This is a genomic window from Bradyrhizobium sp. S69, from assembly GCF_009766005.1.
Taxonomy (GTDB): Bacteria; Pseudomonadota; Alphaproteobacteria; order Rhizobiales; family Xanthobacteraceae; genus Bradyrhizobium.
In genome coordinates, this window is the sequence record NZ_LMUK01000060.1 from 479,783 (window position 1) to 505,556 (window position 25,774).

Annotated in this window: 26 protein-coding genes, 1 tRNA gene and 2 pseudogenes; 3 read left to right on the forward strand and 26 right to left on the reverse strand. The window is 62.6% G+C overall.

Annotation, left to right across the window (positions count from 1 at the left end):
* Window positions 1-4: 4 nt before the first annotated feature.
* Entirely contained in the window at window positions 5-1,030 is a 1,026-nt protein-coding gene (locus tag GSQ88_RS33930; protein WP_159012596.1) for an ABC transporter permease, read from the forward strand.
* Between the two features lie 12 nt (window positions 1,031-1,042).
* Here the strand turns inward: GSQ88_RS33930 and mtnK are convergent, their stop codons facing one another.
* From mtnK to GSQ88_RS35910, 23 genes and pseudogenes are all read right to left on the reverse strand, one after another.
* Window positions 1,043-2,353 (reverse strand): S-methyl-5-thioribose kinase, encoded by a 1,311-nt coding sequence (gene mtnK / locus GSQ88_RS33935; RefSeq protein WP_159012597.1) that lies wholly within the window; start codon window positions 2,351-2,353, stop codon window positions 1,043-1,045.
* A 42-nt stretch (window positions 2,354-2,395) separates the two neighbouring features.
* Window positions 2,396-2,743 carry a hypothetical protein gene (locus tag GSQ88_RS33940; protein WP_159012598.1) on the reverse strand — a complete coding sequence of 116 codons (348 nt, stop codon included), beginning with the start codon at window positions 2,741-2,743 and terminating at the stop codon, window positions 2,396-2,398.
* Window positions 2,744-2,781: 38 nt separating this feature from the next.
* Window positions 2,782-3,057: a DUF1467 family protein gene (locus tag GSQ88_RS33945; RefSeq protein WP_159012599.1), complete on the reverse strand. Its 276-nt coding sequence runs from the start codon at window positions 3,055-3,057 to the stop codon at window positions 2,782-2,784.
* 4 nt (window positions 3,058-3,061) lie between these two features.
* Window positions 3,062-3,466 carry a methylmalonyl-CoA epimerase gene (mce, locus tag GSQ88_RS33950; protein ID WP_159012600.1) on the reverse strand — a complete coding sequence of 135 codons (405 nt, stop codon included), beginning with the start codon at window positions 3,464-3,466 and terminating at the stop codon, window positions 3,062-3,064.
* Window positions 3,467-3,540: 74 nt separating this feature from the next.
* Window positions 3,541-5,211 carry a ribonuclease J gene (locus GSQ88_RS33955; protein WP_159012601.1) on the reverse strand — a complete coding sequence of 557 codons (1,671 nt, stop codon included), beginning with the start codon at window positions 5,209-5,211 and terminating at the stop codon, window positions 3,541-3,543.
* Window positions 5,211-6,023, reverse strand: coding sequence for a biotin--[acetyl-CoA-carboxylase] ligase (locus GSQ88_RS33960; RefSeq protein WP_159012602.1), 813 nt, complete (start codon window positions 6,021-6,023; stop codon window positions 5,211-5,213). The genes GSQ88_RS33955 and GSQ88_RS33960 overlap by 1 nt, the downstream gene beginning before the upstream one ends.
* Complete coding sequence (nuoN, locus tag GSQ88_RS33965) at window positions 6,023-7,459, reverse strand: NADH-quinone oxidoreductase subunit NuoN (protein ID WP_159012603.1); 1,437 nt, start codon at window positions 7,457-7,459, stop codon at window positions 6,023-6,025. The genes GSQ88_RS33960 and nuoN overlap by 1 nt, the downstream gene beginning before the upstream one ends.
* A gap of 22 nt (window positions 7,460-7,481) precedes the next feature.
* Complete coding sequence (locus GSQ88_RS33970; protein WP_159012604.1) at window positions 7,482-8,987, reverse strand: NADH-quinone oxidoreductase subunit M; 1,506 nt, start codon at window positions 8,985-8,987, stop codon at window positions 7,482-7,484.
* Window positions 8,987-11,107: an NADH-quinone oxidoreductase subunit L gene (gene nuoL, locus GSQ88_RS33975; protein ID WP_159012605.1), complete on the reverse strand. Its 2,121-nt coding sequence runs from the start codon at window positions 11,105-11,107 to the stop codon at window positions 8,987-8,989. The genes GSQ88_RS33970 and nuoL overlap by 1 nt, the downstream gene beginning before the upstream one ends.
* Before the next feature lie 7 nt (window positions 11,108-11,114).
* Window positions 11,115-11,423: an NADH-quinone oxidoreductase subunit NuoK gene (gene nuoK / locus GSQ88_RS33980; RefSeq protein ID WP_159012606.1), complete on the reverse strand. Its 309-nt coding sequence runs from the start codon at window positions 11,421-11,423 to the stop codon at window positions 11,115-11,117.
* Window positions 11,420-12,058: an NADH-quinone oxidoreductase subunit J gene (locus tag GSQ88_RS33985; protein WP_159012607.1), complete on the reverse strand. Its 639-nt coding sequence runs from the start codon at window positions 12,056-12,058 to the stop codon at window positions 11,420-11,422. The genes nuoK and GSQ88_RS33985 overlap by 4 nt, the downstream gene beginning before the upstream one ends.
* 9 nt (window positions 12,059-12,067) lie before the next feature.
* Window positions 12,068-12,562, reverse strand: a complete 495-nt coding sequence (nuoI, locus tag GSQ88_RS33990; protein WP_159012608.1) for an NADH-quinone oxidoreductase subunit NuoI — start codon at window positions 12,560-12,562, stop codon at window positions 12,068-12,070.
* A 7-nt stretch (window positions 12,563-12,569) separates the two neighbouring features.
* Window positions 12,570-13,640 carry an NADH-quinone oxidoreductase subunit NuoH gene (gene nuoH / locus GSQ88_RS33995; protein WP_159012609.1) on the reverse strand — a complete coding sequence of 357 codons (1,071 nt, stop codon included), beginning with the start codon at window positions 13,638-13,640 and terminating at the stop codon, window positions 12,570-12,572.
* A gap of 10 nt (window positions 13,641-13,650) precedes the next feature.
* Entirely contained in the window at window positions 13,651-15,726 is a 2,076-nt protein-coding gene (gene nuoG, locus GSQ88_RS34000) for an NADH-quinone oxidoreductase subunit NuoG (RefSeq protein ID WP_159012610.1), read from the reverse strand.
* 7 nt (window positions 15,727-15,733) lie between these two features.
* Entirely contained in the window at window positions 15,734-16,225 is a 492-nt protein-coding gene (locus GSQ88_RS34005; RefSeq protein WP_159012611.1) for a hypothetical protein, read from the reverse strand.
* A gap of 5 nt (window positions 16,226-16,230) precedes the next feature.
* Window positions 16,231-17,556 (reverse strand): NADH-quinone oxidoreductase subunit NuoF, encoded by a 1,326-nt coding sequence (gene nuoF, locus GSQ88_RS34010; protein WP_159012612.1) that lies wholly within the window; start codon window positions 17,554-17,556, stop codon window positions 16,231-16,233.
* A 66-nt stretch (window positions 17,557-17,622) separates the two neighbouring features.
* The gene (nuoE, locus tag GSQ88_RS34015; RefSeq protein ID WP_159012613.1) at window positions 17,623-18,234 is read right to left on the reverse strand and encodes an NADH-quinone oxidoreductase subunit NuoE; all 612 of its coding nucleotides are present in this window, start codon (window positions 18,232-18,234) and stop codon (window positions 17,623-17,625) included.
* Window positions 18,235-18,247: 13 nt separating this feature from the next.
* Window positions 18,248-19,210 carry an FkbM family methyltransferase gene (locus GSQ88_RS34020; RefSeq protein WP_174248189.1) on the reverse strand — a complete coding sequence of 321 codons (963 nt, stop codon included), beginning with the start codon at window positions 19,208-19,210 and terminating at the stop codon, window positions 18,248-18,250.
* Window positions 19,210-20,400, reverse strand: coding sequence for an NADH-quinone oxidoreductase subunit D (locus tag GSQ88_RS34025; protein WP_159012615.1), 1,191 nt, complete (start codon window positions 20,398-20,400; stop codon window positions 19,210-19,212). The genes GSQ88_RS34020 and GSQ88_RS34025 overlap by 1 nt, the downstream gene beginning before the upstream one ends.
* A gap of 2 nt (window positions 20,401-20,402) precedes the next feature.
* Complete coding sequence (locus tag GSQ88_RS34030; protein ID WP_159012616.1) at window positions 20,403-21,017, reverse strand: NADH-quinone oxidoreductase subunit C; 615 nt, start codon at window positions 21,015-21,017, stop codon at window positions 20,403-20,405.
* Window positions 21,018-21,031: 14 nt separating this feature from the next.
* Complete coding sequence (locus GSQ88_RS34035; protein ID WP_159012617.1) at window positions 21,032-21,637, reverse strand: NuoB/complex I 20 kDa subunit family protein; 606 nt, start codon at window positions 21,635-21,637, stop codon at window positions 21,032-21,034.
* Complete coding sequence (locus GSQ88_RS34040; protein ID WP_159012618.1) at window positions 21,628-21,993, reverse strand: NADH-quinone oxidoreductase subunit A; 366 nt, start codon at window positions 21,991-21,993, stop codon at window positions 21,628-21,630. Before GSQ88_RS34040 ends, GSQ88_RS34035 begins: the two co-directional genes overlap by 10 nt.
* A 217-nt stretch (window positions 21,994-22,210) precedes the next feature.
* Window positions 22,211-22,358: pseudogene (locus tag GSQ88_RS35910) on the reverse strand (MarR family winged helix-turn-helix transcriptional regulator); the annotation flags it as partial.
* A 4-nt stretch (window positions 22,359-22,362) separates the two neighbouring features.
* On the opposite strand from GSQ88_RS35910, the pseudogene GSQ88_RS34050 reads away from it, so the two are divergent.
* Window positions 22,363-22,536 (forward strand): annotated as a pseudogene (locus GSQ88_RS34050) (spinster family MFS transporter); the annotation flags it as partial.
* Window positions 22,537-22,548: 12 nt separating this feature from the next.
* On the opposite strand, the gene GSQ88_RS34055 reads toward GSQ88_RS34050, so the two are convergent.
* Window positions 22,549-23,370 carry an alpha/beta fold hydrolase gene (locus tag GSQ88_RS34055; protein ID WP_159012619.1) on the reverse strand — a complete coding sequence of 274 codons (822 nt, stop codon included), beginning with the start codon at window positions 23,368-23,370 and terminating at the stop codon, window positions 22,549-22,551.
* Between the two features lie 114 nt (window positions 23,371-23,484).
* Window positions 23,485-24,498: a TRAP transporter substrate-binding protein gene (locus tag GSQ88_RS34060; RefSeq protein ID WP_174248177.1), complete on the reverse strand. Its 1,014-nt coding sequence runs from the start codon at window positions 24,496-24,498 to the stop codon at window positions 23,485-23,487.
* Between the two features lie 186 nt (window positions 24,499-24,684).
* Here GSQ88_RS34060 and GSQ88_RS34065 point away from each other — a divergent pair, with 186 nt between their 5' ends.
* Entirely contained in the window at window positions 24,685-24,879 is a 195-nt protein-coding gene (locus GSQ88_RS34065; protein ID WP_159012620.1) for a hypothetical protein, read from the forward strand.
* A gap of 708 nt (window positions 24,880-25,587) precedes the next feature.
* On the opposite strand, the gene GSQ88_RS34070 is transcribed toward GSQ88_RS34065, so the two are convergent.
* Window positions 25,588-25,664: transfer RNA gene (locus GSQ88_RS34070), tRNA-Asp, on the reverse strand.
* Between the last annotated feature and the right edge of the window lie 110 nt (window positions 25,665-25,774).

A 25,774-nucleotide genomic window follows, 5' to 3' on the forward strand; every position in this document is an offset into this window, starting at 1 on the left:
CGCGATGGCGAGTAGTGAAACAGTTCCGGCCGGCCGCAAGCAAGGCGGCCTCGCCACCTTCCTGCGCTCCCAGATGCGCAATATCGCGCCGTTCCTGACGCTGATCTTCCTGAGCGGCTTTTTCGCCGCGGCAAGCCCCTCGTTCGCCACGCTCGACAATCTCGGCAACATTTTGACCCAGGTTTCGGTCACCGGCATCATCGCCGTCGGGCTGACCTTCGTGATCCTTTGCGCCGAAATCGACCTCTCGATCGCCAGCATCGCCAACGTCACCGGCATTGCGGTGGCCTATTTCACGATGCAGGAATCCTACGTCAACATCGCCAACTTCCCGATGCCGGGATGGGTGGCTGTGCTGCTCGCGCTGGTGCTTTGCGCCCTGCTCGGCGTGGTCAACGCGCTTGGGCTCACCCTGATCGGCATCCCCTCCTTCATCATGACGCTGGCGATGATGCAGATCGCTGCCGGCATCTCCGCGCTGCTGGTGCGCGGACAGATAGCCTACAAGGTGCCTGACGTTATCGCGACGCTCGGATCGGGTTCGATCGGCGGTATCCCCTGGATCGTGATTGTCGCGGCCCTGATGCTGCTCGCCGGCCATCTGGTGCTGACCTATACACGCTTCGGCCGCTACGTTTACATGGTCGGCGGCAATCGCGAAGCGGCGGAATATTCGGGACTGAACGTCAACCTGATCCTCGGCAGCGTGATGGTCATCGCCGCGGTCTGCTCGGGGATCGGCGGAATGCTCGGCGTCGCTCATTTCGGCAGCGCGCAGCAGAATGAATTCGACAGCTATTTGCTCGATTCGATCGCCGCCGTCGTGGTCGGCGGCACCAGCCTGTTCGGCGGTCGAGGCGGCATCGGCAACACCATTGTCGGCCTGTTCGTGCTCGGCGTCCTCAACAATGGACTGGACCACGTCAACATCGACAGCTTCCTCAAGATCCTGATCCGCGGTCTCATCCTGCTCGCAGCATTGGTCATCAACGTTTATGCGCAGCGGTTGCGGGCGAGGACGGCGGAATAAGGCCAGCACGCGTTACGTGGCAAAATCCGGCTGCCAATCGCGCAGCTCGCGCGCCGCCTTGGTCACCGCGCCGATGGTGCGGAACGACGGCGTTTCCAGCATCATGGTGCGCGCCAGGCGCAGGCTGCGCGCCTCGCAGATGGCCCGGCGCTTCGGGTCCTCGATCAGCTCGAAATCGATATTGTGCGCGAGGCCGAGGATGCGGCGGATGATCTTGGCTGCCGAGAATCCCACGGCGTCCCGGAACAGCCGATCCATATAGCTCTGCCGCTCGATCTCCAGTCGCGCCGCGCCGGCCTGGCCGGCAAACAGAGTTCCCGGATAGGCGTCGCCATTGGCCTCGGCGCGCCACAGCTCGACGAATTTGCGGGAAAACTCCGCCCACAGATGTTCGATCGTCTGCAGGATCCAGGCCTCGAACGATCGCCGGTCGCCGGGCGTGCGCTCGTGGCCGGCCGAAGCCAGATAGCTCATGAGCAGATTGCCGATGATGGCGCCGAGGTCGAATCCCATCGGGCCATAGAATGCGAACTCGGGATCGATCACCCGCGTCTGGCTTTCGGTCACCATGATCGACCCGGTGTGGAGGTCGCCGTGGATCAGCGCTTCCGGCCGTGCCAGGAATTCAAGCTTGAGCCGCGAGACCGCGACGTGCAAATCGAGGTCTTGCCGGAAGGCGGCGGCGGTCTGATCGAGCCACGGCGACGTCCAATGGTTCTGCTCGGCCTGACGATAGGGATCGGTGAAGATCAGATCCTCGGTGATCTTGCACAGCGCATGGTTGCCGCAGAAAACGGCAATATCCTGCTTCTTCTGCGCGGCCGGCATCGCCAGATCGGAGCTGAGGAACAGCGTCCGCGCCATAAAGGTCGTGATGTGATCGACGAAGCGCGGATAACAGATTCCGGCAACCAGCCCCTTGCGCATGATGATGTGCGGTTCGAGCAGTTCCATGGCCGTCAGAGCCAGAACCTCGTTGTGATGAAGAATGCCCGGCACCAAACCGGGCGCCAGCCGTGCCTGGTGCACCAGCGCCCGGTATTCATAGTGCGAGCGCGAGAGCGGCAGCGGCCAGCTTTCGCCCACCAGCCGCACATAGGGCAGCGCTTGTTTGACCGCGATGCCGCCCTTCGTCCCTTTTACGATGAACACCAGGTTGAGGTTACCATCCCCCACCTCGCCGATCGACCATGCCTCAGGCGGGCCGCCGAGCTGTGCGGCGATCGCGGGAAGCCGCGCGAGGTAGTCTCGCAGATCGGCCTCGCGCAGAATTCGGTATTGGTGCTGGCCAGGGACGTCCGGCGGTTGCTGCTGTGAACTCATCGCTGTCGCGTCCGGTTCTTCTGCTGCCCGCGAATTTCGGCTTCAATCGCGTTCGAGGAAGCTCGAACCGATATCAGCCTTCTTCTTGATCGGATCATAGTCGCAATAGACGCCGTCGGCGACCAGCGAGTAGCTCGCGATCACATTGTACTTGTCGAGCTTGACCGAATTCAATCCGATGATGGAGGTGCGGGAACCGTCATTCCATTTGAACGGCGTCGAACTCTGCGCCGCTTCGCAGGCCGCGACGGCTTCGGCGAACACGTGTCCCTCGACGAACGCTTTGACGGTGCGGAGCTGAACCGACATTTTCCATTCCACGTAAAAGGCCCCGGCGAGACCTGCGATCATCAGCACCAGCAACGCAATAACCGCTCTTTGAAACGTCATTTCCTTACCCCCCCGCGAAACCCGAAAAAATCAGGCGGTCAGAACGGCATCCCGATCAGCCGCGAAAGCCATTCGACATTCAGATAACCGTTATAATACGCCAGCAAGCCGGCGGCGAAAATCACCGCGGAGATCACCGTGGTCCAGATCAGCTTGAGGCCCATATGGGTCGTCACCGGCGCGCCGGGATCGGAGCCCGGACTGCCCTCGCCGTCCTCGTGCTGGCTCCGCACGCCGAACGGCAGCGTCAGGAACAGCGCGATCCACCAGATGACGAAGTAGATCGCGAACCCGGTCGAGATTGTATAGACCATCGGCTCAGGCCTGTTCGATTTCGACGAGCGCGCCGGAAAAATCCTTCGGATGAAAAAACAGCACCGGCTTGCCGTGAGCGCCGATCTTCGGCGCGCCGTCGCCGAGCACCCGGGCGCCGTCCTTGATCAGTTTATCCCGCGTCGCGATGATGTCGGGCACGTCGTAGCAGATGTGGTGGATGCCGCCGTCGGCGTTGCGCTCGACGAATTTGGCGATCGGTGAATTGTCGCCGAGCGGCTGGATGAATTCGATCTTGGTGTTGGGAAGCGTCACGAACACGGTGATGACGCCATGCTCGGGCAACGGCACCGCCGCGGAGATCTCGGCATCGAACGCCGCGCCATAGATCCTGGCGGCCTTTTCCGCATCCCTGACCGCGATCGCCACATGATTGAGCCGACCCAGCATGCGCATCTCCTCCCTGTCGTCGGCGCGCCTTGCGATCGCAAGACCGCCGACCGCTTTTGCCGAACGCGCCTCTATCAGACCGTCAGAACGTGGACGTAGCAGAGCGGCTTCTTGCCCCACTGCTCGTTCAGCGTCGCGCGCACCGCGCGGCGTACCGACTCCGCCATGGCGTCGGGATCGCGCCGCCGCGCCCGCGGCAGGCCCTCCACGGTCGAGACCACCACATCGAACACGATCTCGTCGATGACCTCACCGGCGGTATTCTTCTCGGGAATGCCGACCAGATCAACCTCGGGATCGTCGGCCAGCTCACCCTTGTCGGTCACCGCGATCGCCACGAAGGCGCAGCCGGCGAACGCCAATTTGCGCCGCTCGACCACCGCGCGCGATTTGGAATCCTCCAGGATCGAGCCGTCCTTGTAGAGCCGCCCGGCAGGCAATTCGTCGATCACCGCAGGCTCGCCAGGCCCAAGCTTGACCAGGTCGCCGTTGCGGCAGACCAGAACCTTGGGCACGCCGGCGGCTCGGGCGAGCTTGGCGTGCTCGAACAGATGCAGCGCCTCGCCGTGAACCGGGATCAGCAGTTGCGGACGCACCCAGGAGATCATGTCGCGCAGTTCGTCGCGGCGGGGATGGCCGGAGACATGCACGAGATGGGTGCGGTCGGTGATGACTTCGATGCCCTGCGTCACCAGGCCATTGATGATGCCGCCGACCGCCTTCTCGTTGCCGGGGATGGTGCGCGAGGAAAAGATCACGCAGTCGCCCTTGTTCAGCGTCACCTGCGGATGATCGTCATTAGCGATGCGCGCCAGCGCCGCGCGCACCTCGCCCTGGCTGCCGGTGCATAGCGCCAGCACCTTGTCGGGCGGGAAATGACCGTAGAGGTCGGCGCCGCGGAAATTCTGCACGCCGTCGAGATGGCCGGTTTCGCGCGCCACCTGCACCACGCGCTCCATCGCGCGGCCAACCACCACCACTTCGCGGCCGGCGGCCTTGGCCGCGTCCGCGACCGCGCGCAGCCGTGCGACGTTGGAGGCAAACGTGGTGACGGCGACCCGGCCTTTGGCGCCCTTCACCAGTTCGGCAATGGTTTTGGCAACCTCGGTCTCGGACGGCGAACGCCCCTCCCTGACCGCGTTGGTGGAATCGCCGATCAGCGCCAGCACGCCGGCATCGCCGAGTTCGCGCAACCGCCGCTCGTCGGTCGGCGGCCCGATGATCGGCGTCGGATCGATCTTCCAGTCGCCGGTGTGCAGCACGGTGCCGGCCGGCGTGTGGATCGCCAGCGCGTGCGATTCCGGGATCGAGTGCGCGACCGGAATGAATTCGACATTGAACGGGCCGAGCTGGACCCGACCGCCCGACGGCACCACGGTAACCGGGATTTTGGGCGGATTGCGCTCGGAGGCGCATTTGGCCTCGAACAGCGCGGCGCTGAATTTCGTGGCGTAGATCGGGCATTTGATCTTCGGCCAGAGATCGATGATGGCGCCGAAATGATCTTCGTGAGCGTGGGTCAGCACCAGGCCGACCAGGTTCTTGCGCTCTTTTTCCAGAAAGCGGATGTCGGGCATGATGAGATCGATGCCGGGCAAATGCTCCTCGTCGCCAAAGGACACCCCGAGATCGACCGCCAGCCACGAGCCCTGATGGCGGTTGCCGAAGCCATAGACCGACAGGTTCATGCCGATCTCGCCGACGCCGCCGAGCGGCGCAAAGGTCAATTCATCCGGCCTCGCCATCAGACTGCCCTCGCGGAGGCTGCGTCGCCAAAATAGACGTCGCCGGCGGTAACCGGCAGGCGCCTGCCGTCCGGTGCCCGGACGATCATGCAGCCGGTCTCATCCAGGGTGTCGAAAGTACCCTCGATCAGCGAGTTGCCGGTCTGGACCGCAACCCGCTCGCCGAGCCCGGCCGCGCGCTCGAGCCAGAGTTTTCGTATGTCGCCAAAACCCCGGCCATTGTCCCAGATGCCGCGGAATTCGGTCCAGGCGTCCGACAATGCCGCAAACAGCTCTTCGGCGCCGATCTGGACGCCGAGCGCGGCCAGCGACGTCGCGGGCGTTGGCGTCCCCTCAGGAGCTGCGACGACATTGGTGCCGATCCCGACCACGACGGCGAGCCGTTTATCCCCGACCGCTTCCGCCTCCAGCAGGATGCCGGCGAGCTTCTGCCGCCCCGCCAGCACATCATTGGGCCATTTCAGCGCAAACTTCATGTGATCCGATCCCGCTGATCTCAGCGATGCCTCAACGCTTACTTTTTGCAGCGCTGTCTCAAGTGCAAGTCCCGCCGCGAACCCCAGGGTCGCCGCCACCGACGGCGATATTTCGATCACCTCGAGGATGCTGCTGGCGAGATTGCCGCGTGGCGCGATCCAGGCGCGATGCCGCCGCCCGCGCCCGGCCGTCTGCTCCGACGTCACGAACCATTTCGGCCCGGTTTCGCCGTCGCGCGCACGCAACAACGCCTCCGCGTTGGTCGAGCCGATTTGATCGAAAGCCGCGAGCCGGTAACCCGCCGATATGGCTCGTGGACCGAGCGCGAATGCCATCAAAACAGTGACTTCGCCGCGACTGTCGCGACGCTGACCAGCGGTCCCGGATAGACGAAGAAAAAGATGTTGAAGAGGCCTGCGACCGCCAGCACCGTGCGCAGCTCCAGGCGCATCGGATCGAGCTTGGCGAGCGGCTCGTCGAAATAAATCACCTTGATGATGGTGAGATAGTAAAACGCGCCGACGACGCTGGAGAGCACGCCGATCACGGCGAGCGTAAACAGTCCGGCCTTGATCGCGGCAATAAAGACATAGAACTTCGCGAAGAATCCCGCGAGCGGCGGAATGCCCGCCAGCGAGAACAGAAACATCGCAAAGAAGAAAGCCAACAGCGGGTTGGTGCGCGACAGCCCGGCAAAATCGCTGATCTGCTCGACGTGTTGACCGTTGCGCTTCATCGACAGGATCACCGCGAAGCTGCCGAGCGTCATCGCGACATAGATCGCGATGTAGACCAGCACGCCCTGCGCGCCCTCGGCGGTACCAGCCGCGAGCCCCACCAGGGCAAAGCCCATATGGCCGATCGAGGAATAGGCCATCAGCCGCTTGATGTTCTTCTGGCCGATGGCCGCGAACGATCCCAGCGCCATCGAGGCGATCGAGACGAACACCACGATCTGCTGCCATTGCGGCACGATGCCCGGGAATGCGGTCAGCGCGACGCGGGTGAACACCGCCAGCGCCGCCACCTTGGGCGCGGACGCAAAAAACGCCGTCACCGGCGTCGGTGCGCCCTCATAGACGTCGGGCGTCCACATGTGGAACGGCACCGCCGAAACCTTGAAGCACAGCCCGGCCAGCAGGAACACCAGCCCAAACACGATACCGATGCTGCCGGTTTTCACCGCGACCGCGATCCCGGCGAAACTGACGGTGCCTGTAAAACCGTAAATCAGCGAAGCGCCATACAGCAGCATGCCCGACGACAGCGCGCCCAGAACGAAATACTTCAGGCCGGCCTCGGTGGATTTCAGATTGTCGCGGTTGCTCGACGCCACCACGTAAAGCGCGAGCGACATCAGTTCGAGCCCGAGATAGAGCATGATGAGATCGCCGGCCGAGATCAGCACCAGCATGCCGAGCGTCGAGAGCAATACCAGGATGGCATATTCGAAGATGCGCCGGGACGGGTCGGACAGGAACTCCGAGGAAAGGATCAGCGTGACGCCGGAGCCGATCAGCGCCAGGATCTTGAGGAACCGGGCGAAGTCATCGACAATGAAACTGCCGCCGAAGGTGGTGAGTTTTCCGGCCGGCAGCGTCAGTTCCAGCACGCCGGTCAGGATCAGCAGGCACACGGCAAGCGCGGTCACGAGGCCGGTGGTCTGCGGGCCGCGGTAGGCCCCGACCATCAGCAGCACCATGGCGCCGCCGGCCAGCACGAGCTCCGGCAGCACGGGCAGCAACTGATAACCTGCACTCTCGAAGCTCATGGCGTCGTCCTAACCAGTCTTTTCATTGCAACAGCGCGGCGGCCTGCGTCGTCAGCGCGTGGCTGTAATTGGTAACGAGTTGCTGCACCGATGCCGCCGACATGTCGAGCACCGGCTTCGGATAGAACCCGAACAGCAGGGTAAGGGCCAGCAGCGGCAGCAGCGTCAGGCATTCACGCGCCGTGAGGTCCTTCATGCTCGCCAGCGACGGCTTCACCAGCGCTCCGAACACCACCTTGCGATAGAGCCACAGCGCATAGGCTGCCGACAGGATCACGCCGGTGGTAGCAAAGAACGCGGTCGGCAGCGAGACCTTGAAGGTGCCGATCAGGGTCATGAACTCGCCGACGAAGCCGGAGGTGCCGGGCAGACCGACATTGGCCATGGTGAAGACCAGGAACACGAGAGCATAGAGCGGCATGCGGTTCACGAGCCCGCCATAGGCCGCGATCTCGCGGGTGTGCATCCGGTCGTAGATAATGCCGACGCAGAGGAACAGCGCGCCCGACACGATGCCGTGCGAGACCATCTGGAACACGCCGCCGGCCACGCCCTGAACGGTGCCGGCAAAAATGCCCATCGTGACGAAGCCCATATGGGCGACCGACGAATAGGCAATCAGCTTCTTCATGTCTTCCTGCATCAGCGCCACCAGCGAGGTGTAGATGATGGCGATGGCTGACATCGTGAAGATCAGCGGCGCGAAGTCGTGCGAGGCGAGCGGGAACATCGGCAGCGAGAACCGCAGGAAGCCGTAGCCGCCCATCTTCAGGAGGATCGCGGCCAGGATCACCGAGCCCGCGGTCGGCGCTTCGACGTGCGCATCCGGCAACCAGGTGTGAACCGGCCACATCGGCATCTTCACCGCAAAAGACGCAAAGAACGCCAGCCACGCCCAGGTCTGCAAAGACCGCGGAACCGCGGTATGCATCAGGGTCGGGATATCTGTGGTGCCGGCATTCCAGTACAGCGCCATGATCGCCAGCAACATCAATACCGAGCCGAGCAGCGTGTAGAGGAAGAACTTGAAGCTGGCATAGACCCGGCGCGGGCCGCCCCACACCCCGATGATCAGGAACATCGGGATCAGGCCGCCCTCGAAGAACAGGTAGAACAGCACGAGGTCGAGCGAAGAGAACGTGCCGATCATCAGCGTTTCCAGCACCAGGAACGCCATCATGTATTCGCGCACCCGCATCTTCACCGACTTCCAGCTCGCGATGATGCAGAACGGCAAGATGGCGGTGGTCAGGATCACGAACGGCAGCGAAATGCCGTCGACGCCCATATGGTAAGTGATGGCGCTGGCGAGCCATGGCGCCTTTTCGACGAATTGAAAATCCGGCTGCGCCGGATCGAAGCGCCAGACCAGGATCAACGACACCGCAAGGGTGATCAGCGTGGTCCACAGCGCGATCCAGCGCGAATTGCGTTCGGCAGCCTCGTCGTTGCCGCGGCTGAGATAGATCAGGAACGCGCCGAACGCCGGCAGGAAGGTGACGACGGAGAGAATGGGCCAGGTAGTCATCACTGGCCTCCCACGCCGAACATGAAGTAGGTGATCAATCCCGCGACGCCGATCAGCATCGCGAAGGCGTAGTGGTAGAGATAGCCGGTCTGCAGCTTCACGACGTTGCGCGTGACATAGAGCACCCCGGCCGAAAAGCCATCCGGCCCGAAGCCGTCGATGATCTTGCCGTCGCCGACCTTCCACAGGAAGCGGCCGAGCCATTTTGCCGGGCGAACGAAAATGAAGTCGTAGAGCTCGTCGAAATACCATTTATTGAGCAGGAACTGGTAGAGCAACGGCTGCTGGTTTGCGAGTTCGACCGGCAGATAGGGCCTGCGGATATAGAACAGATACGAGACGGCAAAGCCCAGCACCATCATCACAAACGGCAGATATCCCAGCAGATGCGGCATCTGCTCCATGTCTTCGAGGATATGCGGGTTCATCTTGACCGATTCGCGGAAGAACTCCTCGACGCCTGCCGGACTGACGAACAACGCCTTGAAGGCAAAGCCCGCGGCAATCGAGCCGATCGCCAGGACACCGATCGGGATCAGCATCGTCAGCGGGGCTTCATGCGCCGCCTCGTAGTGCTCCTGATCGTGCGGCTCGCCAAAGAAGGTCTTGAAGATCAACCGCCACGAATAGAACGAGGTCAGGCCGGCGGCCGCGATCGTCAGGATATAGGCATAGGTCGCGAACGGATTATGCGAGGCATAAGCGGACTCGATGATCGCGTCCTTTGAGAAATAGCCGGCGAACATCGGAAAACCCGTCAACGCCAGGGTGCCGACGCACATCACCGCGAAAGTAAACGGAATCTTGCGCCACAGCCCGCCCATGTTGCGGATGTCCTGCTCGTGATGCATCGCGTAGATCACCGAACCCGAGCCAAGGAACAACAGCGCCTTGAAGAAGGCGTGCGTGAACAGATGGAACATGCCGACGGAGTAGGCCCCTGCTCCCATCGCCACGAACATGTAGCCGAGCTGCGAACAGGTCGAATAGGCCACGATGCGCTTGATGTCGTTCTGCACCAGGCCGATCGTGGCGGCAAAGAATGCCGTCGTCGCGCCGAAGAACATCACCACGGCCTGGGCGTCCGGTGCGAGTTCGAACAACGGCGACAGCCGCGCCACCATGAACACGCCCGCGGTGACCATGGTCGCCGCGTGGATCAGCGCCGACACCGGGGTCGGGCCTTCCATCGCGTCCGGCAACCAGGTGTGCAGCAGGAACTGGGCTGACTTACCCATCGCGCCCATGAACAGCAGCAGGCAGGCCAGGGTCAGCGCCTCGGGATGCCAGCCAAAGAAATCGATGGTCTTGCCAGTGAGGCCCGGCGCGCCGCCGAAAATGGTTTCGAAATCGGTCGAGCCGATCAGCGCGAAGACCGAGAAGATGCCGAGCGCAAAACCGAAATCGCCGACCCGGTTGACCACGAAGGCCTTGATCGCAGCGGCGTTCGCCGTCGGCTTCTGGTACCAGAACCCGATCAATAGATAGCTCGCGAGCCCGACGCCTTCCCAGCCAAAGAACATCTGCACAAGGTTGTCCGAGGTCACCAGCATCAGCATCGCGAAGGTGAACAGCGAAAGATAAGCGAAGAACCGCGGCCGGTACGGGTCTTCGTCCATGTAACCGATCGAATAAAGATGCACGAGCGACGACACGGTGTTGACCACCACCAGCATCACGGCAGTCAGCGTATCGACCCGCAGCGACCACGACACTTGCAGGTCGCCTGAGGTGATCCACGGGAACAGCGCGATCCGCGCGTCGTGATGCCCGAAGCCGACGTCGAAGAAAACGAACCACGACAATCCCGCGCAGACCAGCAGCAGGCCCGTGGTGATCAACTCCGCCGCGCGCGATCCGGCAGCCGCCGGCTCAACCGCGTGATGATCGCCGTGGCCGTGATCGTCGGTCGCATGATCGTCATGGGCAATGGAAGCGCGCGCCACGGAAGCGTGGGCATCAGAAGTGTGGGAGTCTTGGGCATGCGCATCGGCGCCGTGCGCGTCATCATGATGCTCGACCGCGTCGCCGCTCGGATTGCGCGCATGCGCGCCGAATATCGCGATCAGCCCCGCGAGGATAGCGCCGATCAGCGGCAGGAAGACGATTGCCTGGATCATGGAAGCGCTAGCCCTTCATCAGATTGACGTCTTCAACCGCAATCGAGCCGCGGTTGCGGAAATACACCACCAGCACCGCCAGACCGATCGCCGCTTCCGCCGCGGCCACCGTCAGCACCAACAGCGCGAACACTTGGCCGACGATATCGCCGAGGAACGTCGAGAACGCCACCAGGTTGATGTTGACCGCCAACAGGATCAGCTCGATCGACATCAGGATGACGATGATATTCTTGCGGTTAAGGAAGATGCCGAGAATCCCGGTCGTGAACAGGATGGCGCCGACCGCGAGGTAATGTCCAAGACCGATCGTCATTGCACCCACTCCGCCGCGTCCGCGTCCTGAAGGCCCTGCCCCGACGTCACCTTGCGCACCGCCATCGCCAGTTCCGGCGTCCGGGCATTCTGCACGTTGATCTCCTGGCGCTTGACGCTGACCTTGTGGCGCAACGTCAGCACGATGGCGCCGATCATGGCGACCAACAGCACCATGCCCGCGACCTGGAAGTAGTGGATGTATTTCGTATAGAGCACGAGGCCGAGCGCCTCGGTGTTGCTGACATTGGTCGGAATCGCCGACGTAATCGATTTGGCGACGCCGGGGTTGATGACCCAGCCGCCGCCGACCAGCAGCAATTCGGCGAGGAATATCCCGCCGATCACCAGACCGAACGGCAGGTATTGGCTAAAACCCTCGCGCAGTTCGACGAAGTCGACGTCGAGCATCATGATCACGAACAGGAACAGCACCGCGACCGCGCCGACATAGACCACGACCAGGATCATCGCCAGGAATTCGGCACCCATCAGCATGAACAGGCCGGACGCATTGACGAAGGCGAGGATCAAGAACAGCACCGAGTGCACGGGATTGCGCGACACGATCACCATCACGGCGGACGCGACGCAAATGCCGGCAAACAGATAAAAGAACAGCGCCGGAAGGATCATGTCCTCACCTCACCGGTACGGCGAGTCGAGTTCGATCGATTTTGCAATCTCACGCTCCCAACGGTCGCCATTGGCGATAAGTTTCGCCTTGTCATAATAGAGTTCCTCGCGGGTCTCGGTCGCGAATTCGAAATTCGGTCCCTCGACGATGGCATCGACCGGACAGGCTTCCTGGCACAAGCCGCAATAGATGCATTTCACCATGTCGATGTCGTAACGCACGGTGCGGCGGGTGCCGTCGTTGCGGCGCGGGCCGGCCTCGATGGTGATCGCCTGCGCCGGGCAGATCGCCTCGCACAGCTTGCAGGCGATGCAGCGCTCCTCACCGTTCGGATAACGTCGCAGAGCATGCTCGCCCCGGAAGCGCGGCGAGATCGGCCCCTTCTCGAATGGGTAGTTCAGCGTCGGCTTCGGCTTGAAGAAATAACGCATGGCGAGAATGAACGCCGATACGAATTCGGACAGCAGCAGCGAACGGGCCGTGGCGTTGATGTTGACACTCATGGCGACCTCACTTCGGCGCGATGCCGGTGAATTGCAGCACGCCGGCCACAATCACCACCATCGCCAGCGACAGCGGCAGGAAGACTTTCCAGCCGAGCCGCATCAATTGATCGTAGCGGTAGCGCGGCACGATCGCCTTCGCCATCGCGAACATGAAGAACATGAAAAATACCTTGAGCACGAACCAGATGATCCCGGGCACCCAGGTAAACGGCGGCAGCGCCACCGGCGGCAGCCAGCCCCCGAGGAACAGGATCGCGGCCATCGCGCACATCGTGGTGATCGCGACATACTCGCCGAGCATGAACAGCAGATAGGGCGTCGAGCCATATTCGACCATGAAGCCCGCGACCAGTTCGGATTCAGCTTCCACCAGATCGAACGGCGGCCGGTTGGTCTCAGCCAGTGCCGAGACGTAAAACACCACGAACATCGGGAACAACGGCCAGACGTACCAGTTCAGGATGGTCAGTTGCGGCAGGCCGATCAGGCTGGCGAATCCGCGGGTATTCTGCGCCTCGACCACCGCCGACAGGTTCAGCGATCCCGCGCACAGCAGCACCGTGATGATGACGAAGCCGATCGAGACTTCGTAGCTCACCATCTGGGCCGCGGCGCGAAGGGCTGCCATGAACGGATATTTCGAGTTCGACGACCAGCCGGCCATGATGATGCCGTAGATCGACAGCGAGGAGATCGCGAAAATATAGAGCACGCCGACATTGATGTCGGAGATCACCCAGCCGAGATTCATCGGGATCACGGCCCAGGCCGCGAGCGCCAGGACACACGATACCAGGGGCGCCAGCAGGAACACGCCCTTGTTGGCGCCGGCCGGAATGGTCGGTTCCTTCAGCACGAACTTCAGGAGGTCGGCGAAGGATTGAAACAGGCCGAACGGCCCGACCACGTTGGGGCCGCGCCGGATCTGCACCGCGGCCCAGATCTTGCGGTCGGCCAGCAGGATGTAGGCGATCGCGATCAACAGCACCACGAGCAGCAGCAGGCTTTCCGCGACCATGATGATCAGCGGCCACAGGAAGCCGGTCCAGAATGCGCTTGCGAAGAAATCAGCCATCAGGTCACGCTCACTCCGCTGCGGTCAGCATGTGCCCGGAAGCCAGGCGGGAGCATTCCGCCATGACAGCCGACGCGCGCGCGATCGGGTTGGTCAGATAGTAATCCTCGACCAGCGTCTTGAACGGCGCCTTCTCCACGCTGCCGCCCTTGCCGCCAAGCGTTTTCAGGTCGGCCGCATTGCCGGCTTCGATCTGGTCGACCCGCATCAGATGCGGCACCGCCTTGAAGAGCGCCTGGCGCAGCGCGCCGAGCGAATCGAAGGGCAGCTTCTTGCCGAGAACGTCCGATAGCGCGCGAATGATCGCCCAGTCCTCGCGCGCCTCTCCCGGCGGGAACGCCGCGCGGTTGGCGGTTTGCACCCGGCCTTCGGTGTTGACGAACAGCCCCTGCTTTTCCGTATAGGCAGCCCCCGGCAGGATCACATCGGCGCGGTGCGCGCCGCGGTCGCCATGGGTGCCGATGTAAACGACAAACGTGCCATCCGGCGCCTTGATCTCGTCGGCGCCGAGCAAGAACAGCACGTCGAGCGTGCCGAACGTGGTCATCTGCGCCGCGTTCAAGCCGCCTGCGCCGGCGGCAAAGCCGATATCGAGCGCACCGACCCGCGAGGCGGTTTCGTGCAGCACGCCAAAGCCGTTCCAGCCATCCTTGATCGCACCGACATCCGACGCGAGCTTGGCGGCAAGTGCCAGCACCGCGGCGCCGTCCTGGCGCGCCAACGCGCCGGCGCCGACCAGCACGACCGGATTTTTCGCAGCTTTAAGCACGTCGGCGAAGGAATGCTTGCCGGCGGCGAGATCGCTGAGCGAGTCCGTGCCCGCACCGATATAGTCGTGGCCGTAGGTCAGGTCGGCCTTGGCGCCGATGACACCGATCTTGAGCTGACCGCTGCGCCAGCGCTTGCGGATCCGCGCATTGAACACAGCCGCTTCCTTGCGCGGGTTCGAGCCCACGATCAGAAGCACGTCGGCCTGATCGATGCCGGCAATGGTCGGATTGAAAATATACGAAGCGCGCCCGGCCTTGGGATCGAACGCTTCGCCGCCCTGGACCGCGAGATTCGCAGAGCCGCATTTCGCCAGCAATTCCTTCAGCGCGAACATCTCTTCGACCGCGGCAAGGTCGCCGGCGATGGCGCCGATCCGTTTGCCGTCGATCCGACCGACCTTGGCCGCGATCGCGGCGAAGGCTTCCTGCCACGACGCGGCGCGGAGCTGGCCGTTCTCCCTGATGTAGGGGCGGTCGAGCCGCTGCGTGCGCAGGCCGTCGACGACATGACGGGTCTTGTCGGAAATCCACTCCTCGTTCACCGCCTCGTTGATGCGCGGCAAAATCCGCATCACCTCGCGGCCGCGGGTATCGACCCGGATCGACGAGCCGACGCCGTCCATCACATCGACCGACTGGGTCTTGCCGAGCTCCCACGGCCGTGCGGCGAACGCATACGGTTTCGAGGTCAGCGCGCCGACCGGGCAGATATCGACCAGATTGCCCTGCAATTCCGAGGTCAGCGCAGACTCGAGATAAGTGGTGATCTCCATATCCTCGCCGCGGCCGGTGGCGCCCATTTCCGGCGCGCCGCAAACCTCGGCGGAGAAGCGGACGCAGCGCGTGCACTGGATGCAGCGGTTCATCGAGGTCTTGACCAGCGCGCCGAGATATTTGTCCTCGACCGCGCGCTTGTTTTCGGCAAAGCGGCTGGTGTCGACGCCATAGCCCATCGCCTGATCTTGCAGGTCGCACTCCCCGCCCTGATCGCAGATCGGGCAGTCCAGCGGATGGTTGATCAAGAGGAATTCCATCACGCCTTCGCGCGCCTTCTTGACCATCGGCGAGCGGGTCGAGATTTCCGGCGGCTCGCCCTTGGGACCGGGACGGCAATCGCGAACGCCCCAGGCGCAGCTCGCGACCGGCTTCGGGCCGCCCTTCACCTCGACGAGACACATCCGGCAATTGCCGGCGATCGACAGCCGCTCGTGGTAGCAAAACCGCGGAATTTCGGCGCCCGCGGCCTCGCACGCCTGCAGCAGCGTGTATTCCGCGGGAACATCGATCTCTTTGCCATCGACGATGAGTATGGTCATTGCGCTCTCAAGTCTTTCCGAGCTTGCAGTCGGGTGGTGTGACGCTGGCGGTCTTCATGGACGCCTTCACCCATTGCTGGGTGTCGGCGCTGTAGGTCGCGAGATAAGCCGGCTCGGCGACGTTCTTTTCGCACAAGAACGGCAGATGCGGCCTCAAATCGTAGTCGCAGGAAGCCTGCCATTCCGGCTTGCCGGCGAACGCGGCGGTGGCCTCTTCGCAGGCGTAGAGGAAATACGAGACAAAACTCTCATACTGCGCCCGCTCGTCGCCGCCCCCGGTCTTGATGACGTCGTAGTCGGGAACGGAGAATTTCGGATTTCTAAACGCCAGGTCGGTATAGCCGAGGAAGGCCTGCCGGGCGCTCGCGGCGCGGCTGTTGCCACGAATTTCGTTGATCTGGAACAGGATCGCCACAAAACCGAGCAACGCAACGCCAGCCTGCGCCATCTGCGCCAGCGTTCCGAATTTCTGCCACCAGAAAATGCTCGGCTGCGACATCGCGATCACTCCGCCGCGACCATATGGGTGGGATCGAGGATGCCGGCATCGTCGACATCCGCCTTGTGCGAATATTGGTCGATCCGTTCTTCGATCTCGTGACGGAAATGGGCGATCAGGCCCTGGATCGGCCACGCCGCGGCGTCGCCCAGCGCGCAAATCGTGTGGCCCTCGATCTGTTTTGTCACTTCGAGCAGCATGTCGATCTCGCGCTTGTGGGCGCGGCCTTCGGCCATCCGGTTCAACACCCGCCACATCCACCCGGTGCCCTCGCGGCACGGCGTGCACTGGCCGCAGCTCTCGTGCTTGTAGAAATAGGAAATGCGCGCGATGGCGCGGATCAGGTCGGTCGACTTGTCCATCACGATGACGGCCGCGGTGCCGAGACCGGAGCGCAGCTTGCCGAGGCTGTCGAAATCCATCGGCGTATCGATGATCTGCTCGGCCGGCACCATGCGCACCGACGAGCCGCCGGGGATCACCGCCTTGAGATTGTCCCAGCCGCCGCGGATGCCGCCGCAATGACGGTCGATCAGTTCGCGGAACGGAATGCCCATCGCCTCTTCGACGTTGCAGGGGCGCTCGACATGGCCGGAAATGCAAAACAGCTTGGTGCCGACATTGTTGGGCCGGCCGATACCCGCGAACCATGCCGCGCCGCGCCGCAGAATGTCGGGCGCGACCGCGATCGACTCGACGTTGTTGACGGTGGTCGGGCAGCCATAGAGGCCGACATTGGCCGGGAACGGCGGCTTCAGCCGCGGCTGGCCCTTCTTGCCTTCCAGGCTCTCCAACAGCGCGGTCTCTTCGCCGCAGATATAAGCGCCGGCGCCGTGCGCAACATAGATGTCGAACGGCCAACCGTTGACATTGTCCTTGCCGACAAGCTTGGCCTCATAGGCCTGGTCGATCGCAGCTTGCAGATGCTCGCGCTCGCGGATGAATTCGCCGCGCACATAGATGTAGCAGGCGTGCGCGCCCATCGCGCAGCTCGCGATCAGGCAGCCTTCGATCAGAAGGTGCGGATCGTGCCGCATGATCTCGCGGTCCTTGCAGGTACCGGGTTCGGATTCGTCGGCGTTGACCACCAGATAGCTCGGCCGGCCGTCCTTGGATTCCTTGGGCATGAACGACCATTTTAGCCCGGTCGGAAAGCCCGCCCCGCCCCGCCCACGCAGGCCCGAAGCCTTCATCTCGGCGATGATCCAGTCGCGGCCCTTGTCGATGATCGCCTTGGTGCCATCCCAGGCGCCACGGCGGCGCGCGCCCTCGAGACCCCAATCGTGGAGGCCGTAGAGGTTCTTGAAGATCCGGTCCTTGTCGTCGAGCATGACGTGAATTTTCCTCAGATCAACGAATAAGACTGCTTAACGGATAAGACTTGGCGTGAGCACGCATCAGGTGGTTTCCTTCAGCGTGGTCGGTCCGCCCAGCGGCGCGGAGAACTGACGGCCATTCTGCGGCCCCGGCTGCACCGGATTGCCGGAGGCAAAGCCGTCCAGCACCTTGCCGAAGCTGTCCTTGGTCAGGTCTTCGTAGGTGTCCTTCCAGATCATCACCATCGGCGCATTCACGCAGGAGCCGAGACACTCGACCTCTTCCCAGCTGAAATTGCCGTCGGCGGACAGATGGAAGGGGTCGTGATGGATCCTGCTCTCGCATACCTCGATCAGGTCGCCGGCGCCGCGTAACCGGCACGGCGTGGTGCCGCACACCTGGACGTGGGCCTTCTTGCCGACCGGCTGCAGCTGGAACATCGTATAGAAGGTCGCGATTTCGAGCATGCGGATGTAGGGCATATCGAGCAGGTCCGCGACCGCGCGGATCGCGGCTTCCGAAACCCAGCCCTCGTGCTGTTCCTGCACCCGCCACAGGATCGCGATCGCTGCGGAAGCCTGGCGGCCCTCCGGATATTTGACGATCTGGGCTTTGGCCCAAGCCAGATTCTCGGCCGAGAACTCGAAGTTCGCGGGCTGAAGTTCCTTTGGTGCGAGACGGCGGACGGACATTTCTCTCAGTCTCTCATTGCGAGCGGCGCGCGGCGTTGGCGTTCAGGGCATTGATCCTGTCCTGCCAAAATGCGCTTGCGGTGCCGAATACGTTATAGCCGACGTGGGATGAAACCTTGATGCGGTCGAGAATCGAAAGCTCGGTGACGGTTTCCAGGCGATTGCTCCTGGGATCGTAGACGATCAGCTTCAGCGGGGTCTGTTCGAGGATATAGCGCGACACGGTATGCTGCGGATCGTTGCCGTGTTCCTCGCACAGGATCACGCTGTCGGCCTGCAACAGCCGTGTGCCGCCCTTGATGGCCTCGATTTCGACGCCTTCGACATCGAGCTTGATCAGATATTTGCCGTCGGCGGAAACCTTGCCGTCATCCAGTAGATTGTCGAGGGCGATCACCGGCACATCCTCGCCGTCGCTGGCCGGCCCGCCCGCGATACTGAACGCCTCGTGCTTGGTGCCGGAGAGCCGCGCCGTTCCGCGCGCAGCCCCGATCGCGCATTTCATCGACTCGAAGCGGTTGCCATTGATCTCGGCATTATTCTTCAGCTTGGCGAAATTCTGCGACGACGGCTCGATCGCGATGGCCTTGTGCGAGCCCATGGGCGCGCTCGAGACCAGCACCGACCAATAGCCATAATTGGCGCCGCAATCGAGCAACGTGTAATCGACGTTGGCGGAATCCCGGAACAGCAACTCCAGTTCGTCCTCATAGTGGTAGGAACGATTGAGCAGCTTGCTCCAGTAGCCATCGCCATAGGGGAATTCGAAGGTCGCGTCGGGGTTGAGCTTGATCGCGATGTTGCGCTCGGGCAGCGTCTTGCGCAGCAGATTGGCGCAGCCGATGTAGCCGCGATGCGAGAAGTGCGACGATATTTTAGAGCCCGTCGCCAGCGCCAGCGCGGCCGTTCGCTCCCACAGGTTGGCTCCCTCGAGAGCTCCTGAAGTCCGGTCAAATTGGATCGGCGCTTGCGCCATCACCGATCGACCTCTCCAAACACGATGTCGAGCGAGCCCAGGATGGCCGAGACGTCGGCCAACAGATGGCCCCGGCAGATGAAATCCATCGCCTGCAGATGCGCGAAACCCGGTGCGCGGATCTTGCATTTATACGGTTTGTTGCTGCCATCGGCGACGAGATAGACGCCGAACTCGCCCTTCGGCGCTTCAACCGCGACATAGACCTCGCCGGCCGGCACGTGGAAGCCTTCGGTGTAGAGCTTGAAGTGATGGATCAGCGCTTCCATCGAACGCTTCATCTCGCTGCGACGCGGCGGGAAAATCTTGTGGTCCTGGACGGCCACCGGCCCCTGCCCGTCGGCGGCGCGCAGTTTGGCGATGCACTGCCGCATGATACGCACCGACTGGCGCATTTCTTCCATGCGGATGCAGTAGCGATCGTAGCAATCGCCGTTCTTGCCGATCGGAATATCGAAATCCATCTCGGCGTAACATTCATAAGGCTGCGCCTTGCGCAGATCCCACGCCGCGCCCGAGCCGCGCACCATGACGCCCGAGAAACCCCATTCCCACGCCTGCTGCAGCGTCACCACGCCTATATCGACGTTGCGCTGCTTGAAGATGCGGTTGCCGGTCAGCAACGTCTCGAGGTCGGCGACAACCTGCAGGAACGGATCGCACCAGGCCTCGATATCGTCGATCAGTTTCGGCGGCAGATCCTGATGCACGCCGCCGACCCGGAAAAACGCCGCATGCATGCGCGAGCCGGAGGCGCGCTCATAAAACACCATCAGCTTTTCGCGCTCTTCGAAGCCCCACAATGGCGGGGTCAGCGCGCCGACGTCCATCGCCTGCGTAGTGACATTGAGTAGATGCGACAGGATGCGGCCGATCTCGCAATACAGCACCCGGATCAATTGCCCGCGGCGCGGCACCTCGATGCCGAGCAGCTTTTCCGCCGCAAGGCAGAACGCATGCTCCTGATTCATCGGCGCGACATAGTCGAGGCGGTCGAAATACGGGATCGCCTGTAGATAGGTCTTGGTCTCGATCAGCTTCTCGGTGCCGCGGTGCAAGAGGCCGATATGCGGATCGACCCGCTCAACCACCTCGCCGTCGAGTTCCAGCACCAGACGCAGCACACCATGCGCCGCCGGATGTTGCGGCCCGAAGTTGATGGTAAAATTGCGGAGGTTTTGCTCGTTCATGGTCAGACCTTCGGTTCCGCCTTCTCGTCCCCGGGCAGCGGCGGATAATCAGCGCCTTCCCATGGCGAGAGGAAATCGAATTTGCGGAATTCCTGATTGAGCCGGACGGGTTCGTACACCACCCGCTTCTCCTGATCGTCGTAACGCACCTCGACGAAACCGGTGAGCGGAAAATCCTTGCGCAGCGGGTGGCCGTCGAAGCCGTAATCGGTCAACAACCGCCGCATGTCCGGATGGCCGACGAAGATCACGCCATAGAGGTCATAGCACTCGCGCTCGAACCAGTCGGCGCCCGGAAACACCTCGATGATCGAGGGCACCTGCGTGGTTTCGCTGGCTTGCGCGCGCAGCCGAAGCCGCGCATTCAGTGTCGGCGACAGAAAATGATAGATCACGTCGAAGCGCTTCTCGCGCCCGGGATAGTCGACCGCGGTCACATCGGTGAAATTGACGAAGCGCAAGGCAGGATCGTCGCGCAGGAAACGCACCACATCGACGATCTTCTCCGCCTCGACCGTCACCGTGAGCTGGTTGAACGCGACCGCATGACCGGTCGCGGCACCCGGAAGCGCGCTAACAATCGTCTGCCCCAGGGCGTCGAGCCTGCCGTCGTCCATTACACAACCCTTACTTAGCGTTCGATGGTACCGGTGCGGCGGATCTTCTTCTGCAGCAGCAACACGCCGTACAGCAGCGCCTCCGCGGTCGGCGGGCAGCCGGGCACGTAGATGTCGATCGGCACGATGCGATCGCAGCCGCGCACCACCGAATACGAATAATGATAGTAGCCGCCGCCATTGGCGCACGACCCCATCGAGATCACGTAACGCGGCTCCGGCATCTGGTCGTAGACCTTGCGGAGCGCCGGCGCCATCTTGTTGGTCAGCGTGCCCGCCACGATCATCACGTCGGATTGCCGCGGCGAGGCGCGCGGCGCAAAGCCGAACCGCTCGACGTCATAGCGCGGCATCGAGACCTGCATCATCTCGACCGCGCAGCAGGCGAGACCGAACGTCATCCACATCAGCGAGCCGGTGCGCGCCCAGGTAATCAGGTCGTCGGCCGCCGCAACGAAAAAGCCCTTGTCGGACAGCTCGTGGTTGACCTCGAGAAAGTAAGGATCGTTGGCGCCGACCGGCCTTCCGGTGGACGGATCGATAATGCCGGTCGCGGCTGGCGCGACTGCGGGTCTTGCCGATACGGGTCTTGCGGTTGTGGCAGCGGGGCTCAATCCCATTCGAGCGCGCCTTTCTTCCATTCATAGGCGAAGCCGACGGTGAGGACGGCAAGGAAAACCATCATCGACCAGAAGCCGGTGACGCCGAGTTTTCCGAACGCCACCGCCCACGGAAACAGGAATGCCACTTCGAGGTCGAAGATAATGAAGAGGATCGCGACCAGATAGAAGCGAACGTCGAACTTCATGCGGGCGTCGTCGAAAGCGTTGAATCCGCACTCATAGGCGGAGAGCTTTTCCGGATCCGGTTGCTGAAAGGCGACCAGGAAAGGGGCGATCAGCAGCACCAGACCGATCAGGCTTGCAACCCCGATAAACACCACGAGTGGAAGGTAGTTCTGCAAGATGCCGGTCATCGGCGAGGCCTTTTCCCGCGGTTTTGGTCCCGCAGATTCGTTGATTGGAATTATTCTGAGGCTTAGCGCAGCGCAACAAGGGGCGCAAGACAAGCTATCTTGACAGTTCCAGCCATCCCCGGGCGCGGTGGGAAACCCCGAACGCCGGTCGATCGGTCAGGCCGATCCGGCACCCCCCGCCACCGCAGCGCCGGTCTCCCGATGCGATCGTTCCGGGCAGCGGCCGACCGATCTGTCCCTTGTCCGTGCCGACTGCCCCGGCCTGACGGACCACGTCCGTCGGCGGCCGGCGCCCGAGCGAGACCACCAGCCCGAATTCCACCCGAGGAAAGCCCCGCCATGCGCTTGTAGCGCAGGCCCCCCCCGCCTCAGGGTATCGGCCCGCTGGCGGTGGGCATGCTCAACGACGCCCTCAAGAACGATTACGGCGCCGACGCCGTGCGCTATTCGCTGCTCTCGGCAGCGGTGGCGACCACGCTCGGCGCGCTGTTGTTCGCCCTCGCGGCGCGCTCGATCCGTGCCGATATCCAGCGGGCGAGCTAGCCCACCCGCTGCTCAGCCCGCCACGAAGGCAAGCAGGTCGGAAACAAGGCGTTCGCTGTGCGTCAGCGTCAGTCCGTGCGGCGCTCCCTCGTAGACGACAAGCTTGCTGCCCTTGATCAGCTTGGCCGTTTTGGCGCCTGTCAGCGGCAATGGCGCGCTGGCGTCCTGGTCGCCCTGCACGATCAAGGTCGGGCGATCGATCCCGGCGGCCGCGGCGCGAAGATCGGCAAAGGAGATGGTCTTGCGGCACGCCAGCGCGACCGGCAGCGGCACGCTCAGCATCATCTCCCGGACCCAGGCTCGCGTGATCTCCGGTGTGTCGGGCATGAAGAACGGCGCCTCGTTTGCGGCGATCCATTTCGGGAAGTCCTGCGCGACGACCGCGTTGTCGGCCTCGATGGCGGCTTGCGGAACCCCGTCCGGATTGTCTTCGGTCTGCACCAGGAATGGCGTCGTCGGAGCCAGCAGCACCAGTTTCGCAATCCGAGCCGACCCGTGCCGCGCCAAATAGTTGACCGCCTCGATCGACCCCATCGAATGGGTCACGAGCGTCACGTCGCGCAAGTCACGCTGCTCGATGATCGCAGCCAAATCGTCGGCCAGCGTGTCGATGTCATATCCGGTTGCCGGCATGTCGGACCGGCCGTGCCCACGCCGATCCGGCGCAATGCAGCGAAAACCCCTCGCGTTCAGCGCGGCGATGTAGCTGCCCCAGACGCTGGAATTGAAGGTCCAGGCGGCAAGAAACAGCAGCGGCCGGCCGCTGCCCCAATCCTGCACAAACAATTTGGTGCCGTCCTTTGCCGGGACCTGGAGGACAGATCGAGGGTTCATCGCGCATCTCCGTTTGCAAGACATGATCGGTCGGCGAACTTGTTGCCGATGATTGGATCATGCCCTGCCGCGGTAGCGCGCGCGATTACGCCGGAGGTAAGCGCGCCGGTGATATCAGATCAGCGGCCCGGTATATTTCTCGAGCTGCGCCCAAGCCTCCGCGCCATAGGTCTTCTGCCATTGGGCGTAAAAGCCCGCTTTCACCAAGGCAGCACGAAACTGCACCGGGTCCGGCCTGTTGAAAATCATGCCCTTGCCGGTGAGTTCGGCTTGCAGCGAGCGGTCCATCTCCACGAGGTCGGCGCGCTCCTTGGCGGCGGCGGCATCGAAACCGCCGTTGAGGATCTCCAGCAGGTCGGCCGGCAGACCGGACAGCGCGCGGCGATTACCAATGATCCAGTAACCGCTCCAGCAATGGTTCGACAGCGCGCAATATTTCTGCACCTCGTACATCTTGTTGGTCGACACCTGCGCCAGCGGATTTTCCTGCCCTTCCACGATGTGGGTCTGCAGCGACGAATAGAGCTCGCTGACGCTGATGCTCGCCGGCAGCGCACCGAGCCCGGAGAACAGCGAGGTCAGGAGTGCGGTGACCGGAACGCGTATCTTGAATCCCTTGAGATCCTCGACGCTGTTGATCTGCCGGCTCGACGATGACGTGATTTGCCGGAAACCATTGTCCCAGACTTTCCGCATCGGCACGACCCCGGCCTTGCCGATAGCGTCGCGGACGAGATCGCCGACCCCACCGTCCATCGCTGACCAGACCTGATCGTAGCCGGGAAAGGCAAAACCGATGCTGGGCAGGCCCGAGAGCGGCACCAGGATCGACAGCGTGAGGCTGGGCGCTGCCATCAGTTCAATGCCGCCGGCCCGCACCTGCGACAGCATTTCGGGATCGCCACCCAATTGACTGTTCGAGAAAACCGCGATGTTGAGCCGGCCGCCCGACTGCGACCCGATCGCACGCGCCGCCTCGATCAGCCGAATCGTCAACGGATGCTCGTCCGGCGTGTCGACGCCAAGCTTGAATTCGAATTCAGCGGCCGCGCTGGCCGGTTTACCGAGGATGGTGGTGGCCAAGGCGGCCGAGGCCGCGCCAAGCGCGCCCCTGCGGGTCATTTTCATATTAATGCTTCTCTCCCGGATACTTATGGGCAGTTTCGGCGGAACCGCGCTGCACTGCAAGCCAATGTACGAAACACACATTGGCGGGCCGTGAAACCATTTTGCGGAACCCGCGAAACCCTCCCGAAACACGCGCGGGATAGGTCTAGAGCCAACAAACGGCGGTAAAGACGCCCGGAGGCTCAAATGAACCACTCAATTCATTCCGCAGACCGTTCGACGCACCTCAAGATCGTGGTGGTTGCCCTGGTGGCCGGTATTGTCGTGGCCGGGTTGGGTATCTCGGCGCGCACCAATACGGACTACACCCAGACCGCGCATGTGATTAAGGCCGGCAAGCCGGTGGCGGTGACCAGTTCGGATACGACGATGGTCCGCTGAGGCTGTCCCGCAATTTAGGGAAATGAGACCAAGGCCGCCCGCCTGGGCGGCTTTGGTCGTTTGGGCGGGTATCGCGCGCTAATGTCTACGGCCGCGACAATCGGGAATTCTTGCCTTCGTGGTGGACGACAGGAAGACCTCCGACGATAGCCAGTCCGTTGCCTGTAAAAGCGTACCCGTCATAGTAGCAGGATGGATATACATCATAATCACAGTAGCCGTCGCGAGAAACTGCGGCTGCCGGTCGGCGGTGCGCAGCAACGCGGCCGCGACGATATTTGATCGGAGAAACCAACGATCGAAAATCGGCGGGTTCGTCGGTTGCGGCGGCTCTGGGCGAAACTGCTGAGCCCGGCCTTGCGGAATCGATCGCTTGCGCATGAACCAATGCGCCCACGCTTGAACACAATGCGACCGCGCCGATAAGTAGACTGAGTTTCCCGATCATATGAGCTCCATTCAGGCCGCTTGAGGCGCACGCCTGACAATTGGACCGGCAAGATGGCCAACTCCACCGATATTAACCAAGCAGGCCACGAGAGGTTCAAAACCGAACGACGTCACTGTTGTGAGATTCGCTTACGGAGGCCGCCTCCGCGGCCGTGAAGCGCGGGTCAAGGGCGGTGTAGAATGCGACCGAAAGCGTCACACAACCATCCCTTATGACACTTTTGAAATCTGGAATTTGAGCTAAGTGATTGAAAAAACTGGCGCGAGAGACGGGACTCGAACCCGCGGCCTCCGCCGTGACAGGGCGGCGCTCTAACCAACTGAGCTACTCCCGCGGATGCCGTAATCAGATGCTGATCCGCGCAGAACCGAGGGCATAAAGGGCTGTCCCGCTTTAGTCAAGGCAGTTGCGAATCCCCTTGCCAGGTAGGCGTTTTTGCGACCT

Bases quoted from the DNA above. Each gene is read 5' to 3' on its own strand.
- GSQ88_RS34030 (WP_159012616.1), bottom strand. From the start codon at position 21,017: ATGGACGACGGCAGGCTCGACGCCCTGGGGCAGACGATTGTTAGCGCG.
- GSQ88_RS33945 (WP_159012599.1), bottom strand. From the start codon at position 3,057: ATGGTCTATACAATCTCGACCGGGTTCGCGATCTACTTCGTCATCTGG.
- GSQ88_RS33985 (WP_159012607.1), bottom strand. From the start codon at position 12,058: ATGATCCTTCCGGCGCTGTTCTTTTATCTGTTTGCCGGCATTTGCGTC.
- mtnK (WP_159012597.1), bottom strand. From the start codon at position 2,353: ATGAGTTCACAGCAGCAACCGCCGGACGTCCCTGGCCAGCACCAATAC.
- GSQ88_RS34040 (WP_159012618.1), bottom strand. From the start codon at position 21,993: ATGACCGGCATCTTGCAGAACTACCTTCCACTCGTGGTGTTTATCGGG.
- GSQ88_RS34020 (WP_174248189.1), bottom strand. From the start codon at position 19,210: ATGGCGCAAGCGCCGATCCAATTTGACCGGACTTCAGGAGCTCTCGAG.
- GSQ88_RS34025 (WP_159012615.1), bottom strand. From the start codon at position 20,400: ATGAACGAGCAAAACCTCCGCAATTTTACCATCAACTTCGGGCCGCAA.
- GSQ88_RS33970 (WP_159012604.1), bottom strand. From the start codon at position 8,987: ATGACTACCTGGCCCATTCTCTCCGTCGTCACCTTCCTGCCGGCGTTC.
- nuoN (WP_159012603.1), bottom strand. From the start codon at position 7,459: ATGAGCTTCGAGAGTGCAGGTTATCAGTTGCTGCCCGTGCTGCCGGAG.
- GSQ88_RS33930 (WP_159012596.1), top strand. From the start codon at position 5: ATGGCGAGTAGTGAAACAGTTCCGGCCGGCCGCAAGCAAGGCGGCCTC.
- GSQ88_RS34065 (WP_159012620.1), top strand. From the start codon at position 24,685: ATGAACCACTCAATTCATTCCGCAGACCGTTCGACGCACCTCAAGATC.
- nuoH (WP_159012609.1), bottom strand. From the start codon at position 13,640: ATGGCTGATTTCTTCGCAAGCGCATTCTGGACCGGCTTCCTGTGGCCG.
- GSQ88_RS34005 (WP_159012611.1), bottom strand. From the start codon at position 16,225: ATGTCGCAGCCGAGCATTTTCTGGTGGCAGAAATTCGGAACGCTGGCG.
- nuoI (WP_159012608.1), bottom strand. From the start codon at position 12,562: ATGAGTGTCAACATCAACGCCACGGCCCGTTCGCTGCTGCTGTCCGAA.
- nuoL (WP_159012605.1), bottom strand. From the start codon at position 11,107: ATGATCCAGGCAATCGTCTTCCTGCCGCTGATCGGCGCTATCCTCGCG.
- mce (WP_159012600.1), bottom strand. From the start codon at position 3,466: ATGCTGGGTCGGCTCAATCATGTGGCGATCGCGGTCAGGGATGCGGAA.
- GSQ88_RS33960 (WP_159012602.1), bottom strand. From the start codon at position 6,023: ATGGCATTCGCGCTCGGTCCACGAGCCATATCGGCGGGTTACCGGCTC.
- nuoE (WP_159012613.1), bottom strand. From the start codon at position 18,234: ATGTCCGTCCGCCGTCTCGCACCAAAGGAACTTCAGCCCGCGAACTTC.
- GSQ88_RS34060 (WP_174248177.1), bottom strand. From the start codon at position 24,498: ATGAAAATGACCCGCAGGGGCGCGCTTGGCGCGGCCTCGGCCGCCTTG.
- GSQ88_RS34055 (WP_159012619.1), bottom strand. From the start codon at position 23,370: ATGAACCCTCGATCTGTCCTCCAGGTCCCGGCAAAGGACGGCACCAAA.
- GSQ88_RS34035 (WP_159012617.1), bottom strand. From the start codon at position 21,637: ATGGGATTGAGCCCCGCTGCCACAACCGCAAGACCCGTATCGGCAAGA.
- nuoK (WP_159012606.1), bottom strand. From the start codon at position 11,423: ATGACGATCGGTCTTGGACATTACCTCGCGGTCGGCGCCATCCTGTTC.
- nuoF (WP_159012612.1), bottom strand. From the start codon at position 17,556: ATGCTCGACGACAAGGACCGGATCTTCAAGAACCTCTACGGCCTCCAC.
- GSQ88_RS33940 (WP_159012598.1), bottom strand. From the start codon at position 2,743: ATGACGTTTCAAAGAGCGGTTATTGCGTTGCTGGTGCTGATGATCGCA.
- nuoG (WP_159012610.1), bottom strand. From the start codon at position 15,726: ATGACCATACTCATCGTCGATGGCAAAGAGATCGATGTTCCCGCGGAA.
- GSQ88_RS33955 (WP_159012601.1), bottom strand. From the start codon at position 5,211: ATGGCGAGGCCGGATGAATTGACCTTTGCGCCGCTCGGCGGCGTCGGC.